Origin of the sequence: Pseudomonas sp. Pf153, assembly GCF_001269775.1 — a bacterium.
Lineage (GTDB): Bacteria > Pseudomonadota > Gammaproteobacteria > Pseudomonadales > Pseudomonadaceae > Aquipseudomonas > Aquipseudomonas uvaldensis.
Genome location: NZ_LHVL01000025.1, coordinates 812019 through 827549, shown reverse-complemented (window position 1 = coordinate 827549; position 15531 = coordinate 812019). Strand labels below are relative to the sequence as shown.

Sequence of the window (15531 nt, the reverse complement as noted above, 5' to 3'; positions counted from 1 at the left end):
GCTCATTTGTGCATGGGGTCATCCCAGAACGGCCGAACCACTTCCTGTTCAACATCCGCACGGCTGACGCCGATGTCCTTGAGCGCCTCGTCGCTTAAACCGGCGAGCAATTCGCGCTCGTGGTGCAATTCATACCAGCGGCTAAACTTGTGGAACAGCTCGCCGAGGGAAAACCGGTGGGATGAGTGTTTATCGATCGATATGTATCCTTTCTGACCTTTCATCGTGATGTCCTCCGTTGGGGGTGGTTCAAGTCTCGCGCCACAGCTAAGATCAATCCAACGAATGTTTCTGATGCAATACATCTCGGAGATTGATCCATTGTCGAGTTACCCCAGCATCGATACGGAAGTGCTACGAACCTTCGTCGCCATCGCTGACCAGGGCGGTTTCACGCGCGCCGGTGAACTGGTGAACCGCACCCAGTCGGCCGTCAGCATGCAGATGAAGCGCCTGGAAGAAGATGTATTGCAGCGCCGACTGTTCGAGCGTGACGGGCGGCAAGTCAAGCTCACCGCCGAAGGCCAGGTGCTGTTGGGCTACGCCCGGCGAATCCTCAAGCTGCACAGTGAAGTGTTCAATACCTTGCGCGAACCGCACATGGTCGGCACGGTGCGCATCGGCACCCCGGACGACTACGTCATGCGGTTCCTGCCGGGCATCCTGCAACGTTTTGCCCAGTTCTATCCGCTGATCGAAATCGAGGTGCACTGCGAGTCGTCCAAGCAGCTGTTACTGCGCCAGGACCTGGACCTGTCCATCGTCACCCGTAAACCGGGAGACGAGATAGGCCAGTTGCTGCGCAAGGAACGCTTCGTCTGGGCCGAAGCGGCCTGTTTCAGCGCCCACGAAAAAACACCGCTGCCGCTGGCGATGTTCAACAGTGACTGTTTCTGCCGGCAATGGGCCTGCAATGCGCTGGATGCCATGGGCCGCGAGTATCGCGTGGCCTACAACAGCTCCAGCCTGTCGGCGCTCATGGCCGTGGTGGGCGCGGGCCTGGCGATCACCGCGCAATTGGAAAGCCTGCTGACGCCGGACATGCGCGTGCTGGGCGAGGCGGAAAACCTGCCGGAACTGCCCGAGGCCAGCATCATGCTGATCCGCAACCTGCATAATCCATCGCCGATCACCGAATGCCTGGCCGAGCACATCGTCGAAGGCTTCAAACTTTAAGGGCGAGCAGCACCGCGCAGACCACCAGGAAGCCACAGAACAGTGCCCGCAGCAGCCGTTCCGGCATGGCGTGGGCGACTTTCACCCCCCAACTGATGCTCAACAGGCCACCCGCGGCCAGTGGCAATCCGATCCACCAGTCCACCTGATGGTGAAAGGCATAGGTGGCGAGGGTCACGCCGGTGCTGGGCAGGGCCAGGGACAGCGACAAACCCTGGGCAACCACTTGAGTGGTGCCGAACAGGCTGGTCAGGATCGGCGTCGCGACGACCGCCCCGCCTACACCGAACAGACCGCCCATGGTACCGGATACCGCACCCAGCACACCCAGCCATGGCCAGCCATATCGCATCTGCGCCGATGCCGGCGCAGTCGCGGTGAACATGCGGATCAGGTTGTAGGCTGCCAGGACGATCAGGAACACCACGAAGCCGATCCGCATGCTCTCCGAATCGATGCCGACGGCCCAGATCGAGCCCAGCCAGGCAAAGCAGAAACCCATCGTGGCCAGCGGCAGCACGTGACGCAGCTCGATACGGTTACGCTGGTGATAACGCCACAACGCGAGCATCACGTTGGGGACCACCATGACAAGCGCCGTGCCTTGAGCAATCTGCTGGTCAAGACCGAACCAGACGCCCAGCACTGGAATCGCGATCAGTCCACCACCGATACCGAACAATCCCCCCAAGGTGCCCAATGCAGCACCCAATACCAGATACAACAGACTCTCGATCACAGACGACTCCTCTTCATCAAGGCACATATCCTACGCAGTCAATGCCTTGGGGGGAACGTGATGTCCGCTCGATACATCGGAATTATCTGGCGCATTAAAGATTCACCCGCTAGATTTGTGACGTTCACTGTATTCATTGATGAAGGTTTTACCCATGAGCACCCAGCGCGACACCCCTGAAGCCTGCGAAGCCCTGCTGCTCGACAATCAGGTGTGCTTTGCCTTGCATTCCACCTCGCTGTTGATGACCAAGGTCTACAAGCCCCTGTTGCAGGCCCTGGGCCTGACGTATCCGCAATACCTCGCCATGATGGTTTTGTGGGAAAAAGACGGTTTGACCGTAGGCGAGATCAGCAACCGCCTGCTGACCGATCCCGGCTCCTTGACCCCACTGCTCAAGCGTCTGGAGGCCGAGGGCCTGCTGAGCCGCACCCGCAGCCGGGAAGACGAGCGTGTGGTGAATATCGAACTGACCGAACGAGGCCGCGCCCTGCGGGAAAAAGCCCTCGACATTCCCCAGTGCATCCTCGCCTCCAGTGGCCAGACGCTGGAGCAGCTGAAGAAACTGCAAATGGACCTGCAGGCATTGCGCGCAAATCTGCAGGACAGCCTCTGAAGGCATATTCACCGCATCGCGGACAGGCTCGCCCTCCTACAGATATCGAGCTGATCCAGTGGGAGCGGGCTTGTTCACGAAGGCGGTACACCAATCTCATCACAAACCGACCCTCCGCGTTCGCGAGCAAGCCCGCTCCCACACAGTTCTCAACTAGCCCACGGCATTGACCTGCCATGCTCCCACAAAAAATTTTTCCCCATCACAAACCGCTCTAATTCAATGGTTGCAGAGCTTTTCAGCTTGTTGATTCGCGCGCTTCTCAAAAATTTATCTTGCGCGCTAAATATTAACGAACTATATTCGTCTCACACCTACTTAGCGCACAAACATTTAGCGCAAACGACCACTGAGAACGAGGCAAACATCATGAAAACTCTCTATACCGCAATCGCAACCTCCACCGGCGGCCGTGACGGTCGTGCAATCTCCAGCGACAACATCCTCGACGTCAAACTCGCCACGCCCAAGGAACTCGGTGGCGCAGGCGGTGCGGCGACCAACCCGGAACAGCTGTTTGCCGCGGGCTACTCGGCCTGCTTCATCGGCGCGTTGAAATTCGTCGCCGGCCAGAGTAAACGCAAGATCCCGGACGATGCCTCGATCACCGCCCATGTCGGCATCGGCCAGATCCCCGGTGGCTTCGGTCTCGACATTGACCTGCACATCAGCCTGCCCGGCCTGGACCAGGCCGATGCGCAAAGCCTGGTGGAAGCGGCTCATCAGGTCTGCCCGTACTCCAACGCCACCCGTGGCAACGTCGATGTACGCCTGCACGTAACCGTTTAACCACCGACCCGGCACCGAATCCAAGGAGACCCACATGAACACATTCAGCAAAGCCCTGACCGGCACCCTTCTCGCACTCAGCGTCAGCAGCGCCTTTGCCAACGGCATCGTCGAACACAACACCCAGGCGTTCCTCGATGCCCTGAACGCCGGCACCGGTAAACCCCTGGAGCAACTGTCGCCCAAGGACGCCCGTGCGGTACTGAGCGGCGCCCAGGCAGGTGTAAAGCTGACCTTGCCCAAGGCTGAGGTCAGCGAGAAAACCATTCAGGTCGATGGACAGGCAATCAACCTGACCATCGTTCGTCCGGCCGGCGTCAAGGGTGAGCTGCCCGCGTTCATGTTTTTCCACGGCGGCGGCTGGGTACTGGGGGACTTCCCGACCCATGAAAGGCTGGTCCGGGACTTGGTGGCGGGATCGGGGGCGGTTGCGGTGTTCGTCAACTACACGCCTTCACCTGAAGCGCATTACCCGGTGGCAATCAACCAGGCCTACGCCGCGACAAAATGGGTGGCCGAGCATGGCAAGCAGATCAATGTCGATGGCAAACGCCTGGCTGTAGCGGGTAATAGCGTCGGCGGCAACATGGCGGCCGTCGTGGCCCTGATGGCCAAGGACAAAGGCACACCGGCGATTCGGTTCCAGGCCCTGCTGTGGCCGGTGACCGATGCCAGCTTCGAGACGGCGTCCTACAACCAGTTCGCCGAGGGGCACTTCCTCACCAAGAACATGATGAAGTGGTTCTGGGACAACTACACCACCGACGCCGGGCAGCGTAACGAGATCTACGCCTCACCGTTGCGGGCGACCACTGCGCAACTCAAGGGCCTGCCGCCAGCATTGGTGCAGACCGCCGAAGCCGATGTATTGCGTGACGAAGGCGAAGCCTATGCCCGCAAACTGGACGCCGCTGGCGTGCCTGTGACCGCCGTACGCTACAACGGCATGATCCACGACTATGGCCTGCTCAACGTGGTGAGCCAGGTGCCCGCGGTGCGCTCGGCGATGTTGCAGGTGTCCGAAGAGCTCAAGCAGCACTTGAAGTAACGTGTAGCTCTACACAATCAGAAATGAAAAAGCCCGACTCAATGGTCGGGCTTTTTCATGCAAAAGACTTCGCTTATTTAGCGCGGCCTTTGTAGGAACCGCCGTCGCGGGTATCGATCTCGATCATGTCGCCGATTTCGATGAAGTCAGCGACCGACAGTTCGGTACCGTTCTTCAGTTTGGCAGGCTTCATGACCTTGCCGGAAGTGTCGCCGCGAGCGGAACCTTCGGTGTAGTCAACCTGACGCACGATGGTGGTCGGCAGTTCTACGGATACCAGGCGGCCTTCGAAGAATACGGCTTCACAGACGTCGGTCATGCCTTCTTCAACGAATGGCAGAACGCTTTCGATGTCTTCGGCGTTCAGCTCGTACATGGTGTAGTCAGTGGTGTCCATGAACGTGTAGGAATCGCCGCTGATGAAGGACAGGGTCGCTTCCTTGCGGTCGAGGATCACGTCGTCCAGCTTGTCGTCCGCACCGTAGACGGTTTCGGTCTTGTAACCGGTCAGCAGGTTCTTCAGCTTGGTCTTCATGATCGCGCTGTTACGACCCGACTTGGTGAATTCAGCTTTCTGAACCAGCCAAGGATCGTTGTCGATACGAATCACGGTACCGGGTTTGAGTTCTTTACCAGTTTTCATTGCGAATATCCGAATTTGGATGGGATTGACAAAAATCTAGGCCGCGTATCATATCCAATTTCCATAAAACTTCACCAGCGCCGTGGCAAGATCGGACCGCGAAGCCTGTTCCAGACACCACGCCTGGGCATGTTCGGCCAGTTCCTGCTGCTGTTCGCAGGTGTTTTTCCAGTGACCGGCCATGTCCTGGCCGGCATTCCATGCCCGCCACAGGCCGCTCATCGCCTTTTGCGCCGACTCAGAAAGTCCCTGGGTGTAGAGCCCGAGAAAGGCTTCGAGCTTTTCCAGATGGACGTCTTCTTCCTGTTGATAGATGTGCCAGAGCAGCGGTCGACCGGCCCATTGGGCGCGCACGAAAGAATCTTCGCCCCGCACGGCGTTGAAATCGCAACACCAAAGCAATGAGTCGTACTGGTCCTGTCGGACGAACGGCAGCACCTGCACCGTCAGGGCACCGCGTCGGTGCACCGCCCCTGCCGCCAGGCCTTCGACCCCGAGCCAACGCCCGACGTCCCCCAGCACCCGCCCTTCGGGAACCAACACATGAGCAGCCTGGACATCGGCCGCCATCGCGTCGAACCAGCTCGCCAGGCCAGTGTTTTCGTAAGCAAACAGCGAAATCAGACGTGCGTCTGGAACCCGCTCCACGCCCAGCCCTTGCAGGAACCGGCCCTGCGCCTCGGCATTCTGCTGGAACCGCTGCCGTCGCTCCAGTAACCCCGCTTCACGCAGCAAGCCCCCCGTACCTTCTCGAAAGCCAGGGAAAAAGAAGTATTTCTGGACGTGTTTGTATTTGACCGACGGTAATCCGTGGCACCCGACAACCCAATCTTCAGCGCTCAGGTAGTCGAGGTTCATCCACAGCGGCGTCACCTCACGTTCAGCCATCGCATCCATATAAGCGCTTGGCAATTGACAGGCAAACGCGGCGATCACCACATCGGCGGCTTCAGCGGGAAGCCACTCCCGAGGCCAATGGCGTACATCCACGCCTTGTTGCCACTGCTGCGCAAGCGTGACATCGACTTCCGGACACAGTCGCTCGAAAGCACCCAGATCATCGACCCACAGCCGAACGGCGCATCGATGCTCGGCCACCAGTTGCCGGGCCAGGCGCCAGGTGACGCCAATATCACCAAAGTTATCGACGACGGTGCAAAAAATGTCCCAACGCACAGCCATTCCCGACTCCCCGTGGCAAAGCGCCGATTGTCCCGAATAAACCGATGATGCAGAAGAGCCGACGACGATTAATCTTCATGCGACAATCACGGCTTTACGTGCCCCTGCCAGGAAGCAGCCATGCCCGACCATCCATCCGCCCCACGCCTTGGTGCCTTGCAACTGACCCTCAGCATTGCCTTGGGATTATGGCTGGGTTTCCTCGCCATCATTCTGACCGGCTGGCTGCTGTCGAAATTCCTGTTCAGTGAACAACTGGCTCCGGTGGCTGCCGCCGTGCATCAACTGGCGCAACCGCCCGCCATGCAGCCACCGGCTGAACCGCCTACCCCGATGTTCGAGCAGTACCAACAGAACCTGCAACGGAACGAGCAGCGCCAGGCCCTTGATCAGGCCCGCAACAATCCCCGCAATCTGTCCAACCCCAAGTGCCAGTTCTGGCTGCAACAGGATCAGAACGCTCCCAGCGAGAAAAGCCGCGCCAACGTCCTGCAATTCTGTGAATGACCATGAACAAACAGACCGTCCACCAGTTGATTCTCGACCGGCTCAAGGCCGACCTGGAGATCGCCGAGCGCGCCGCACAGACCGCCTACGAAGCCGCGACCCACGAAGAGAATATTGCCGAGAATAAATACGACACCCTGGGCCTCGAAGCGTCCTACCTCGCTGCCGGACAAGCCCGACGTGTGGAGGAGATTCGTCAAGCCCTCGCCCTTTGCCAGAACCTGACGCTCAGACCGTACGACGAGCAGCGTGGCATCCAGCTGGGCACGCTGATCGGGCTGGAAGACGAGGAAGGTCGCGAACAATGGTTGTTCCTGGGACCGGATGCCGCGGGGTTGAAAGTCTCGCTGGTGGGGCAACCCATCACGGTCATCACCCCTCGTTCACCGCTGGGCCGGGGCCTGCTGGGCAAATTCGAAGGTGATGAGGTGGAGATCGTCGTGGGAGGCACCCGGCAACAGTTCGCTGTCACCGAGGCGTTCTAGAATAAGGGTTAGTGCACCGGCAGTTCGACACCTTCGAACAACTCTTCAAGCTCCTGCTTGTTGTGGCACTGGATGGCCTTGGCCATGACTTCGCGGGTCAGGTGCGGCGCGAACTTCTCGATGAAATCGCACATGAACCCGCGCAGGAAGGTGCCGCGGCGGAAACCGATCTTGGTCACGCTCGATTCGAACAATTCGCTGGCGTCCAACACCACCAGGTCGCTGTCGAGCTTGGTATCGACCGCCATCTTCGCCACGATGCCCACGCCCAGGCCCAGGCGCACGTAAGTCTTGATCACGTCGGCGTCGGCAGCGGTGAACACCACTTTCGGAGTCAACCCTCGATGGCTGAAGGCTTCATCGAGTTTCGACCGGCCGGTAAAACCGAACACGTACGTGACGATGGGGTATTCGGCCAGCGCTTCGAGGGTCAGCTTCGGCAGCTTCGTCAATGGATGGCCCTGAGGCACGGCCACGCAACGGTTCCAGCGATAGCAGGGCATCATCACCAAATCACCGAACAACTCCAGGGCCTCGGTAGCGATGGCAAAATCCACGGTGCCGTCGGCGGCCATTTCGGCGATCTGCATCGGCGAGCCCTGATGCATGTGCAGGGCCACGTCCGGGTATTGCTTGATAAAATTGCTGATCACCGGAGGCAGCGCGTAACGTGCCTGGGTGTGAGTGGTAGCGATCGACAGGGTGCCTTTCTTCTCGTTGGAGAACTCCTGGGCAATCTGCTTGATGCTTTCGACCTTGCGCAGGATTTCGCCGGCCGTGGTAATGATGCGCTCACCCGCCGGGGTGACGCGGGTCAGGTGCTTGCCACTGCGGGCAAATACCTCTACGCCCAGTTCGTCTTCCAACAGGCGGATCTGCTTGCTGATGCCAGGTTGCGACGTGTAGAGGCTTTGCGCAGTAGCGGAAACGTTGAGGTCGTGGTGCGCCACTTCCCAGATGTAGCGCAGTTGTTGAAGCTTCATATGTATCCCTCAAAGCAGTTGGACGCCACGGGCATCAGCGACAGCGACGGTATATAACTATATGGATGGTTTGCGCAATAAATCTAGAACTTTTTTATAAAAAAGCCATCATTTAGCCTCACGCCTCTCCCTGACGCCGACGCTGCACCAGCGGCACCAGGTAGACCGGTACCCGGGATAACTGCAATACCCGTGCGGCGGTCCTGCCCAGGGGCGTCTCACCACTTGCTCCCTGGCAGTGACTGCCTACGATCAGCAGATCGACGGAGAGTTTCGCAGCCTGTTCGAGAATGACCTGGGAAGGATCACCCTGATACACCCTGACCGATCTGATCAGCTTCAAGTCCTGCTGCCCTTCCCCCAGTTCCTCGCGAAAGCTGTCGAGTACCCGTTGTTCGATATTGGCCATCACCGTATTCAGACCCTGGCGATGAAATTCGTTCAGCGCCTGCTCATCGAGATAGCTTTGCAACACCGATTCGGCGAACAGCCCCATCGGCTCTACCGCATGCACCACATACAACTCGGCTTCAAACGTCCGTGCCAACGCCAAGGCATGCTGCATCACATAAGGGGCATAGAGCCCCAAGTCTGTGGCGTACAGCATCGAACGAATCATGTGACCTCCTCGCGTGCCAGAATGGCGGAGTTGGATTCAGCTTAGCAGTGCCTTGAGGACTACGACGTGCGGCTTGACGTCCCGGACAGCGGCTCGTCAGGGCTTCACTTCGTTACTGATGCCGTGGGGTACATGGCCCGTGGCGACCACTTCGCGAGCCAGTTCGCAGTGGCCGGTCTGATCATCGAAAAACACGTCGGCAGCGAAGGCTTCGAGAAACGCCGATTTGGTCAGGCCACCGAGGAACAGCGACTCGTCCAGGCGGATATCCCATTCGCGCAGAGTGCGGATGACCCGCTCGTGAGCAGGTGCCGAACGTGCGGTGACCAGTGCGGTGCGGATCGGACAGGCATCCTCGGGGAACTCGCGCTGCAGCGCGTTGAGTGCTGCCAGGAAGCCCTTGAACGGCCCACCTCGCAACGGCTCGCGAGCGGCTTGTCGCTCACTGGCCTGGAAAGCCTCCAGGCCGCCGCTCTGATAGACGCGCTCCGACTCGTCGGAAAACAGCACCGCATCGCCATCGAAAGCAATGCGCAACTCGTCGCTGGCAGCACGGCTGGCACCTCCCGACAGGATGGTCGCGGCAGCAAATCCGGCATCCAGGGCGCTGCGCACATCCTCGGCATGGGTGGAAAGAAACAAGTCACAGCCGAACGCCTTGAGGTAAGGGTAAGGACTGCGACCGCCGACGAATGCCGCACGGGAGATCGCCAGACCATAATGATGGATCGAGTTGAATACCCTGAGGCCCGTGTCGGCACTGTTGCGTGACACCAGAATCACCTCGACCCGGGCACGCCCCAGATGCTCGTTGAGGCTGAGCAGCTTTTGCACCAGGGCGAACGCGTCGCCGGGTGCCAGGACTTCATCTTCATGCTCGATCTGGTATTGCCGATAGGCCTCGACGCCGCTCGACAGATAGACCTTGTGGCTTTCCCTCAGGTCGAACAGCGCCCGAGACGAGATCGCCAGCACCAGCCGGTCGTCGATATTATTTGCCATGCCTTCCCCCTCTCGCCCGGTCAGCGGTTGCGTCGATCCATGAACACCAGCGCCTGATACAAGGCTTCGATTTTCGGCAATTCGCAGCCCGCCGCCCTTGCCGATGCCAACGGCCGGCCGTAGATGGCCTCCAGTTCCAACGCACGCCCGTGTGAATAATCGTGGTACATGCTTGGCCAATAGTCGGGCATCTTTTCAGTCATCGCGAACAAGTAATCGGCATAGCCTGGCTCGACGTAATGGCCACAGGCCTGGGCTCCACGCACCACTTCGCCCATCAGCGCCTGAATCAAACCGCGGCTGCCGCTGTCAGCCATCAATGGCGTGGTACTGGCCCCCAGCAGGACCGAAAGGCCGTTGTAGGGCACGTTCCACACCAGCTTCTGCCAGCGGGCCTGCCTCAGGTCAGGCATGGCCTGGGAGTCGATACCGGCGGTACGAAACAGCCCCACCGCCTCTTCCACTATTGTCATGCGACCCGCCTGATCGCCGCACGAACCGCTGTGATAACCGATATTGACAGAACCCAGTGCCTGATGGGCGATGACGCCAGGGCCGACTCGGTGCACACAGACCAGGCACAAGCCGCCCAGCAGGTGCAGCGACTCGGGCAGCAGCGGCCTAAGATCGTCTTCGACATCGAGGCCGTTCTGCAGTAACAGGACTTTCGCGCCGTCAGCCGCCGCCTGGACGATGGCCGGGGCCAGGTCGGCATTACTGGTGGTCTTGGCACCGACCAGCAGCCAGTCACAGGGCGGCATGTCGGTAGCAGACCGATACGCCTGGACCGGATCGAGCTGCAACGGCCCGTGAACTGCACTTTCCACCCGCAGGCCCTTTTCGACGACCGCGCCGAATTCGCTGCGCAATAAAAAGTGCACATCGAAACCGGCCCGCGCCAGCATCACGCCGTAGAATCCGCCGATCGCCCCGGTGCCAATTATCCCGATCCGCGGTTTAACGCCTGTCTGCATCTTGCCTCTCCTAGGTGACCCTGCTTCCATCATTACACAGCCCCTTGATGGCAAGGGGTTTTGCTGTAGGGAGCCAACCACAATTAAACCAGCGCCTGCCCATTGTCGAGCAACCTCGTAACGCGATAAGGTTCGGCTCCCCGACGCGCTTAAATCCGCTGTGCACCGCCGCGCGGGGATCGCTGGCGGCCGGCACCCGTGACCTGACGAGTAACACGATGGCTGATTTACCGATCAATGACCTTAACGTCGCCTCCAACGAGACCCTCATCACGCCTGACCAGCTCAAGCGCGATATCCCCCTGAGCGACGCAGCCCTGCGCACCGTGACCAAGGGCCGGGAAGTCATCCGCAACATTCTCGACGGCACCGACCATCGCCTGTTCGTGGTCATCGGGCCTTGCTCGATCCATGACATCAAGGCCGCCCACGAGTACGCCGAGCGCCTGAAAGTGCTGGCGGCGGAAGTCTCCGACACCCTGTATCTGGTCATGCGGGTGTATTTCGAGAAACCCCGGACCACTGTCGGCTGGAAAGGCCTGATCAACGATCCGTACCTGGACGACTCGTTCAAGATCCAGGACGGCTTGCACATCGGTCGTCAATTGCTGCTGGACCTGGCGGAAATGGGCCTGCCCACTGCCACCGAGGCCCTGGACCCGATCTCCCCTCAATACCTGCAGGACCTGATCAGTTGGTCGGCCATCGGTGCGCGTACCACCGAATCCCAGACCCATCGCGAAATGGCCTCGGGCCTGTCCTCGGCCGTGGGCTTCAAGAACGGTACCGACGGCGGCCTGACCGTAGCCATCAACGCCTTGCAGTCGGTGTCCAACCCTCACCGTTTCCTGGGCATCAACCAGGAAGGCGGTGTCTCCATCGTCACCACCAAGGGCAACGCCTATGGCCACGTGGTGCTGCGTGGTGGCAACGGCAAGCCAAACTATGACTCGGTCAGTGTCGCGCTGTGTGAACAGGCCCTGAACAAAGCGAAGATCAAGCCGAACATCATGGTCGACTGCAGCCACGCCAACTCCAACAAGGACCCGGCACTGCAACCTCTGGTGATGGAAAACGTGGCCAACCAGATCCTGGAAGGCAACCAGTCGATCATCGGCCTGATGGTCGAAAGCCACCTGAACTGGGGCTGCCAGGCGATTCCGAAGGACCTCGCCGACTTGCAGTACGGCGTCTCCATCACCGACGCCTGCATCGACTGGAGTACGACTGAGAACACCCTGCGCAGCATGCACGCCAAGCTCAAGGATGTGCTGCCCAAGCGTCAGCGCACCTGATCGGCATTTTCAATGCATAAAAAAACGCCGGGCTTTCGACCCGGCGTTTTTTTGGGGAATCCGTTGCGTCATAGCTTCGCCGCATGTCGCTGGTGACGCTCCATGTAGCGTTCCACGTAGGAACAGGACGGGATCACCGTATAGCCCATCTCTTCGGCGTACTGCAGCGCCTTCTCGGTCAACGCCGCCGCGATGCCCCGGCCACGAAGGGCGTTGGGCACGAACGTGCGATAGATGTCCAGGGTCTGCTTGCCCAGATCCATGTAAGTCAGATAGGCACGATGACCGTCCACAGTGGTCTCGAACTGATGACCAGCCTGGTCATGGTGGATGGACAACGCCTCGCTCATCATTACTCCTCGCGGGTCTGAATGCTGACCCTACCTTACCGATGTTTTTCCGGCGAAGGAACATCTACGCCACCCCGTGCCTGTCCGGCCACCGAGCGCTAGGCTTTGTAGGAAAGTGCCTGCACGGCGCTCGGCGACTTTTCGTACGAAGCCTGAAACCTAACCGCTCAAACCCGAGCACGTCGTGAATAGTAGGCACCAATGACGCAAATGCTCAAGGCACGCCTGTCATTGAAGGGTAAGCCCGTCGGTTTTAGCGATTTGAACGCTGCCGTCATGCTGAAGTCAGCGAAGGTGCATTAGCTGAACAACGCCAGTTGTTGAGTCTTGAGACGAGCGAGCGTAGTTAAAGTCACCAACTCCAATAAAGATGCTCGCGGTGCTGCGCAAAAAATGAACAAAAATCCAGACGAATCAATAAGCAGCGACTTTAGCGGGCGTGACAGAGTTCTTCTCCGCAGCGGAACTTTTCTCCATCGGCACGTTCCATTCAGAGGCTTGCAGCTGTATATTTTTTAAACAACTGCAAGAAAAGTTGCTCGAAAAAGAATCACCGCCTACAATTTTTTTGCTTCTTGCGCTACGTCAGTTTACTTACTACAAGTAATGGGTAGTATGTACGCCGGCTAACTCCTCGCCCTGAGGAGACAGTCATTTAATAGAAAGTCCTTGAAGGGGAACACGATGAACAACGTTCTGAAATTCTCTGCTCTGGCCCTGGCCGCAGTTCTGGCTACCGGTTGCAGCAGCGCATCGAAAGAAACCGAAGCACGTCTGACTGCTACCGAAGACGCAGCAGCTCGCGCCCAAGCTCGTGCAGACGAAGCATACCGTAAAGCTGACGAAGCTCTGGCTGCTGCTCAAAAAGCACAACAGACTGCTGACGAAGCTAACGAGCGTGCTCTGCGCATGCTGGAAAAAGCTAGCCGCAAGTAATAATCCTTCGGGATTGTTATCGAGCCGACCCATTTTTGGGTCGGCTTTTTTATGGCCGGGTGTTTTGCAGGCGATAAAAAACCCGCCGACGTCGCAAGACACCGGCGGGTCTGAAAAAACTCTTACTGCTGCAAGTCGACCGGGGCGCTCGAAACCATCGGTGCAGAAGCGCTCGGCACGGCGATTTCTACAGGCAAGCCGTCTTCGGCGGCGACCACGTCACGCACAACATCCCAATCCATGCGCAGGTTGCTGGTGATGTCCTCACGCTTGAGCATCGCGTTGATCACTGCGGTGTGCTTGTCCACCACCGACGGATTGCCCTTGTCGTCCAGCGGGGTGTGGGCTTCGAGATATACCTTGCCACCACTGAGCCCCAGCTTGTAAGGGTCGTTGATGATCCGCACCGATGTGCCCACCGGAACCATGCCGGCCATTTCCAGGACGTTGTTGTTGAACATCCGGAAGCAGCCGTGGCTGGTACGCATGCCGATACCGAACTTCTTGTTCGAGCCATGGATGAGGTAACCGGGGGTGCCCAGGGTGAACTTGAACGGACCCAATGGGTTATCGGGACCGGCCGGCACCACGCTTGGCAGGATTTCGCCATCGGCGGCATGTTCAGCCCTGATCGAAGCCGGCGGAGTCCACGTCGGGTTCGGCGTCTTGGCAATGATGCTCGTATGGGCAATCGGCGACCCCCAGCCTTCACGACCAATCCCCAGCGGGAAGGTGTAGACCACGCTCCGACCCTTGGGGAAGTAATAGAGGCGGTATTCGGCGAGATTGATCACGATGCCTTCGCGCGGGCCCGGCGGCAGGATGAAACGGGTCGGCAGGACGATCTCGGTGCCAGCGCCCGGCAGCCAGGGGTCGACACCCGGGTTGGCGGCGACCATTTCGCTGTAGCCCAGGTCATACTTGGTGCCCAGGTCAGCGAAAGTGTCTTCGTATTGGGCCTTGATCACCTGCACCTGGCCGACAATGTCTTCGCCCGGCGGTGGCAGAGGCAGTTCCAGTGCGGCAACGGGGCCCGCCACACACAGGGCGGCAAGAGACAGGCAGCGGGCGACGGCAGGCAAGCGCGGCAACATCCGGGGAATCCTTCGCAGATCGAACAGAGGTATAGAGGAAGCGATTGTACACTGCCCCCCGTTATTTCGGGGAGGTGGGCATCAATTGTGGTGGCGGCTCGCTTCCACAGTCGGAGCCATGTTCACGGTCGGTGCTTACAACTCGAACCGCAACTCGGGCCAGATCGGCGAGGTGCCGCGCTTCTGGGACTCCAGGATCGCCCGGCATAATGAACAAAGGCGGTGATCCTGAAATATCTTGCGATCCACCGCCGACCAGCGCGGCTGGGCCGGCAGTAGACTGCCACAGAGGGTCCGGTCGGCCGAGCCACCAAGCTCCAACTGCCGGGTCACCAGATGTACCCGCACTTCCTGGCAGGCGAACAGGTCCAGCTGTTCGTCTGGCTCGATCAATTGATAGGCAAAAAGGGACCAGGCGGGACGCGGCATCGGGGGCTCCAGATCGGGGGCGCCACATTAGCCGAAAGACCGCCGCTAGAAAAGCGTCAAAGCAGTGGTTTGAGCGTCGGCCAGACATTTTCCAGCAACTTGCCCTGGGCGGCGACGGACGGGTGCAATCCATCAGCCTGCATCATCCCGGGAACCCCTCCGACATCCTGGAGAAAAAACGGCACCAGCGGCACTTTTTTCTCTTCGGCCAGGGTGCTGTAGACCTTGGCGAAGGCATCGGTGTAGCGCCGTCCGTAATTGGGCGGCAGTTGCATACCCAGCAATAGCACCTTGGCACCGCTCGCGCGGGCGCTATCGATCATTGCTGCAAGGTTTTGTTGCAATTGTGTTGGCGGCTGCCCGCGAAGGCCATCGTTACCCCCCAACTCCAGAATCACCAAGTCCGGCTTATGGGCTGCAAGCAGCGCCGGCAGGCGTGCCTGGCCTCCTGCACTGGTGTCGCCACTGATGGATGCATTGACCACTTTGTCGTCAAAACCTTCGGCCTTGAGCCGTTGTTCGAGCAATGACACCCAGCCTTGCCGGGTATCCAGGCCGAAAGCGGCGCTGATACTATCGCCAACGATCAGGACTGTACCCGCCGCTGCGTTCTGGACCATGCACATCAAGGCCAGGCCGGCACTCAAAAACCACACACGCATCG

20 protein-coding genes are annotated in these 15531 nt (G+C 59.3%); 8 read left to right on the top strand and 12 right to left on the bottom strand.

What is annotated here, in order from left to right; translation table 11 throughout:
- Positions 1-2: 2 nt before the first annotated feature.
- On the bottom strand, positions 3-224 hold the full coding sequence (locus AD666_RS18920) for a DUF1127 domain-containing protein (RefSeq protein ID WP_053155186.1): 222 nt from the start codon (positions 222-224) through the stop codon (positions 3-5).
- A gap of 97 nt (positions 225-321) precedes the next feature.
- Between AD666_RS18920 and AD666_RS18915 the strand changes: the two genes are divergently transcribed.
- On the top strand, positions 322-1176 hold the full coding sequence (locus AD666_RS18915; protein ID WP_024776693.1) for a LysR substrate-binding domain-containing protein: 855 nt from the start codon (positions 322-324) through the stop codon (positions 1174-1176).
- On the opposite strand, the gene AD666_RS18910 is transcribed toward AD666_RS18915, so the two are convergent.
- Positions 1166-1915: a sulfite exporter TauE/SafE family protein gene (locus tag AD666_RS18910; protein WP_053155182.1), complete on the bottom strand. Its 750-nt coding sequence runs from the start codon at positions 1913-1915 to the stop codon at positions 1166-1168. The genes AD666_RS18915 and AD666_RS18910 overlap by 11 nt on opposite strands.
- A 154-nt stretch (positions 1916-2069) precedes the next feature.
- Between AD666_RS18910 and AD666_RS18905 the strand changes: the two genes are divergently transcribed.
- The 3 genes from AD666_RS18905 to AD666_RS18895 all read left to right on the top strand — a co-directional run bounded on the left by AD666_RS18905 (position 2070) and on the right by AD666_RS18895 (position 4368).
- Positions 2070-2531 carry a MarR family winged helix-turn-helix transcriptional regulator gene (locus tag AD666_RS18905; RefSeq protein WP_053155180.1) on the top strand — a complete coding sequence of 154 codons (462 nt, stop codon included), beginning with the start codon at positions 2070-2072 and terminating at the stop codon, positions 2529-2531.
- A gap of 369 nt (positions 2532-2900) precedes the next feature.
- Positions 2901-3320: an organic hydroperoxide resistance protein gene (locus tag AD666_RS18900; RefSeq protein ID WP_053155178.1), complete on the top strand. Its 420-nt coding sequence runs from the start codon at positions 2901-2903 to the stop codon at positions 3318-3320.
- Positions 3321-3354: 34 nt separating this feature from the next.
- On the top strand, positions 3355-4368 hold the full coding sequence (locus AD666_RS18895) for an alpha/beta hydrolase (protein ID WP_053155176.1): 1014 nt from the start codon (positions 3355-3357) through the stop codon (positions 4366-4368).
- Positions 4369-4441: 73 nt separating this feature from the next.
- Here AD666_RS18895 and AD666_RS18890 read toward each other — a convergent pair whose 3' ends face one another.
- Positions 4442-5011 carry an elongation factor P gene (locus tag AD666_RS18890; protein WP_053155174.1) on the bottom strand — a complete coding sequence of 190 codons (570 nt, stop codon included), beginning with the start codon at positions 5009-5011 and terminating at the stop codon, positions 4442-4444.
- Positions 5012-5059: 48 nt separating this feature from the next.
- Positions 5060-6193, bottom strand: coding sequence for an elongation factor P maturation arginine rhamnosyltransferase EarP (gene earP / locus AD666_RS18885; protein ID WP_053155172.1), 1134 nt, complete (start codon positions 6191-6193; stop codon positions 5060-5062).
- Positions 6194-6313: 120 nt separating this feature from the next.
- Between earP and AD666_RS18880 the strand changes: the two genes are divergently transcribed.
- Positions 6314-6700: a cytochrome b/b6 domain-containing protein gene (locus AD666_RS18880; protein ID WP_053155170.1), complete on the top strand. Its 387-nt coding sequence runs from the start codon at positions 6314-6316 to the stop codon at positions 6698-6700.
- Between the two features lie 2 nt (positions 6701-6702).
- Entirely contained in the window at positions 6703-7185 is a 483-nt protein-coding gene (locus AD666_RS18875) for a GreA/GreB family elongation factor (protein ID WP_053155167.1), read from the top strand.
- A gap of 8 nt (positions 7186-7193) precedes the next feature.
- On the opposite strand, the gene cysB is transcribed toward AD666_RS18875, so the two are convergent.
- From cysB to AD666_RS18855, 4 genes are all read right to left on the bottom strand, one after another.
- Positions 7194-8168 carry an HTH-type transcriptional regulator CysB gene (gene cysB / locus AD666_RS18870; RefSeq protein WP_053155165.1) on the bottom strand — a complete coding sequence of 325 codons (975 nt, stop codon included), beginning with the start codon at positions 8166-8168 and terminating at the stop codon, positions 7194-7196.
- Between the two features lie 118 nt (positions 8169-8286).
- Positions 8287-8787 carry a universal stress protein gene (locus AD666_RS18865; RefSeq protein WP_053155163.1) on the bottom strand — a complete coding sequence of 167 codons (501 nt, stop codon included), beginning with the start codon at positions 8785-8787 and terminating at the stop codon, positions 8287-8289.
- Between the two features lie 96 nt (positions 8788-8883).
- Positions 8884-9789, bottom strand: a complete 906-nt coding sequence (locus AD666_RS18860) for a 5'-nucleotidase (RefSeq protein ID WP_053155161.1) — start codon at positions 9787-9789, stop codon at positions 8884-8886.
- Between the two features lie 20 nt (positions 9790-9809).
- Positions 9810-10763, bottom strand: coding sequence for a putative 2-dehydropantoate 2-reductase (locus tag AD666_RS18855; RefSeq protein WP_053155159.1), 954 nt, complete (start codon positions 10761-10763; stop codon positions 9810-9812).
- Positions 10764-10981: 218 nt separating this feature from the next.
- Between AD666_RS18855 and AD666_RS18850 the strand changes: the two genes are divergently transcribed.
- On the top strand, positions 10982-12058 hold the full coding sequence (locus tag AD666_RS18850; protein WP_053155158.1) for a 3-deoxy-7-phosphoheptulonate synthase: 1077 nt from the start codon (positions 10982-10984) through the stop codon (positions 12056-12058).
- Between the two features lie 68 nt (positions 12059-12126).
- Here AD666_RS18850 and AD666_RS18845 read toward each other — a convergent pair whose 3' ends face one another.
- Entirely contained in the window at positions 12127-12408 is a 282-nt protein-coding gene (locus tag AD666_RS18845; protein ID WP_042728324.1) for a GNAT family N-acetyltransferase, read from the bottom strand.
- 684 nt (positions 12409-13092) lie between these two features.
- Here AD666_RS18845 and oprI point away from each other — a divergent pair.
- On the top strand, positions 13093-13344 hold the full coding sequence (gene oprI, locus AD666_RS18840) for an outer membrane lipoprotei OprI (RefSeq protein ID WP_011335311.1): 252 nt from the start codon (positions 13093-13095) through the stop codon (positions 13342-13344).
- Positions 13345-13466: 122 nt separating this feature from the next.
- Here oprI and AD666_RS18835 read toward each other — a convergent pair whose 3' ends face one another.
- The 3 genes from AD666_RS18835 to AD666_RS18825 all read right to left on the bottom strand — a co-directional run bounded on the left by AD666_RS18835 (position 13467) and on the right by AD666_RS18825 (position 15529).
- Entirely contained in the window at positions 13467-14438 is a 972-nt protein-coding gene (locus tag AD666_RS18835; RefSeq protein ID WP_053155156.1) for a L,D-transpeptidase family protein, read from the bottom strand.
- A gap of 135 nt (positions 14439-14573) precedes the next feature.
- The gene (locus AD666_RS18830; RefSeq protein ID WP_047226351.1) at positions 14574-14867 is read right to left on the bottom strand and encodes a hypothetical protein; all 294 of its coding nucleotides are present in this window, start codon (positions 14865-14867) and stop codon (positions 14574-14576) included.
- A 56-nt stretch (positions 14868-14923) separates the two neighbouring features.
- The gene (locus AD666_RS18825; protein ID WP_053155154.1) at positions 14924-15529 is read right to left on the bottom strand and encodes an arylesterase; all 606 of its coding nucleotides are present in this window, start codon (positions 15527-15529) and stop codon (positions 14924-14926) included.
- Positions 15530-15531: the final 2 nt, after the last annotated feature.

Coding starts and splice junctions, on each gene's coding strand:
- AD666_RS18835 (WP_053155156.1), bottom strand. CDS start 14,438: ATGTTGCCGCGCTTGCCTGCCGTCGCCCGCTGCCTGTCTCTTGCCGCC.
- AD666_RS18830 (WP_047226351.1), bottom strand. CDS start 14,867: ATGCCGCGTCCCGCCTGGTCCCTTTTTGCCTATCAATTGATCGAGCCA.
- AD666_RS18855 (WP_053155159.1), bottom strand. CDS start 10,763: ATGCAGACAGGCGTTAAACCGCGGATCGGGATAATTGGCACCGGGGCG.
- earP (WP_053155172.1), bottom strand. CDS start 6,193: ATGGCTGTGCGTTGGGACATTTTTTGCACCGTCGTCGATAACTTTGGT.
- AD666_RS18895 (WP_053155176.1), top strand. CDS start 3,355: ATGAACACATTCAGCAAAGCCCTGACCGGCACCCTTCTCGCACTCAGC.
- AD666_RS18880 (WP_053155170.1), top strand. CDS start 6,314: ATGCCCGACCATCCATCCGCCCCACGCCTTGGTGCCTTGCAACTGACC.
- AD666_RS18890 (WP_053155174.1), bottom strand. CDS start 5,011: ATGAAAACTGGTAAAGAACTCAAACCCGGTACCGTGATTCGTATCGAC.
- cysB (WP_053155165.1), bottom strand. CDS start 8,168: ATGAAGCTTCAACAACTGCGCTACATCTGGGAAGTGGCGCACCACGAC.
- AD666_RS18875 (WP_053155167.1), top strand. CDS start 6,703: ATGAACAAACAGACCGTCCACCAGTTGATTCTCGACCGGCTCAAGGCC.
- AD666_RS18850 (WP_053155158.1), top strand. CDS start 10,982: ATGGCTGATTTACCGATCAATGACCTTAACGTCGCCTCCAACGAGACC.
- AD666_RS18900 (WP_053155178.1), top strand. CDS start 2,901: ATGAAAACTCTCTATACCGCAATCGCAACCTCCACCGGCGGCCGTGAC.
- AD666_RS18905 (WP_053155180.1), top strand. CDS start 2,070: ATGAGCACCCAGCGCGACACCCCTGAAGCCTGCGAAGCCCTGCTGCTC.
- AD666_RS18860 (WP_053155161.1), bottom strand. CDS start 9,789: ATGGCAAATAATATCGACGACCGGCTGGTGCTGGCGATCTCGTCTCGG.
- AD666_RS18845 (WP_042728324.1), bottom strand. CDS start 12,408: ATGAGCGAGGCGTTGTCCATCCACCATGACCAGGCTGGTCATCAGTTC.
- AD666_RS18865 (WP_053155163.1), bottom strand. CDS start 8,787: ATGATTCGTTCGATGCTGTACGCCACAGACTTGGGGCTCTATGCCCCT.
- AD666_RS18825 (WP_053155154.1), bottom strand. CDS start 15,529: ATGCGTGTGTGGTTTTTGAGTGCCGGCCTGGCCTTGATGTGCATGGTC.
- AD666_RS18920 (WP_053155186.1), bottom strand. CDS start 224: ATGAAAGGTCAGAAAGGATACATATCGATCGATAAACACTCATCCCAC.
- oprI (WP_011335311.1), top strand. CDS start 13,093: ATGAACAACGTTCTGAAATTCTCTGCTCTGGCCCTGGCCGCAGTTCTG.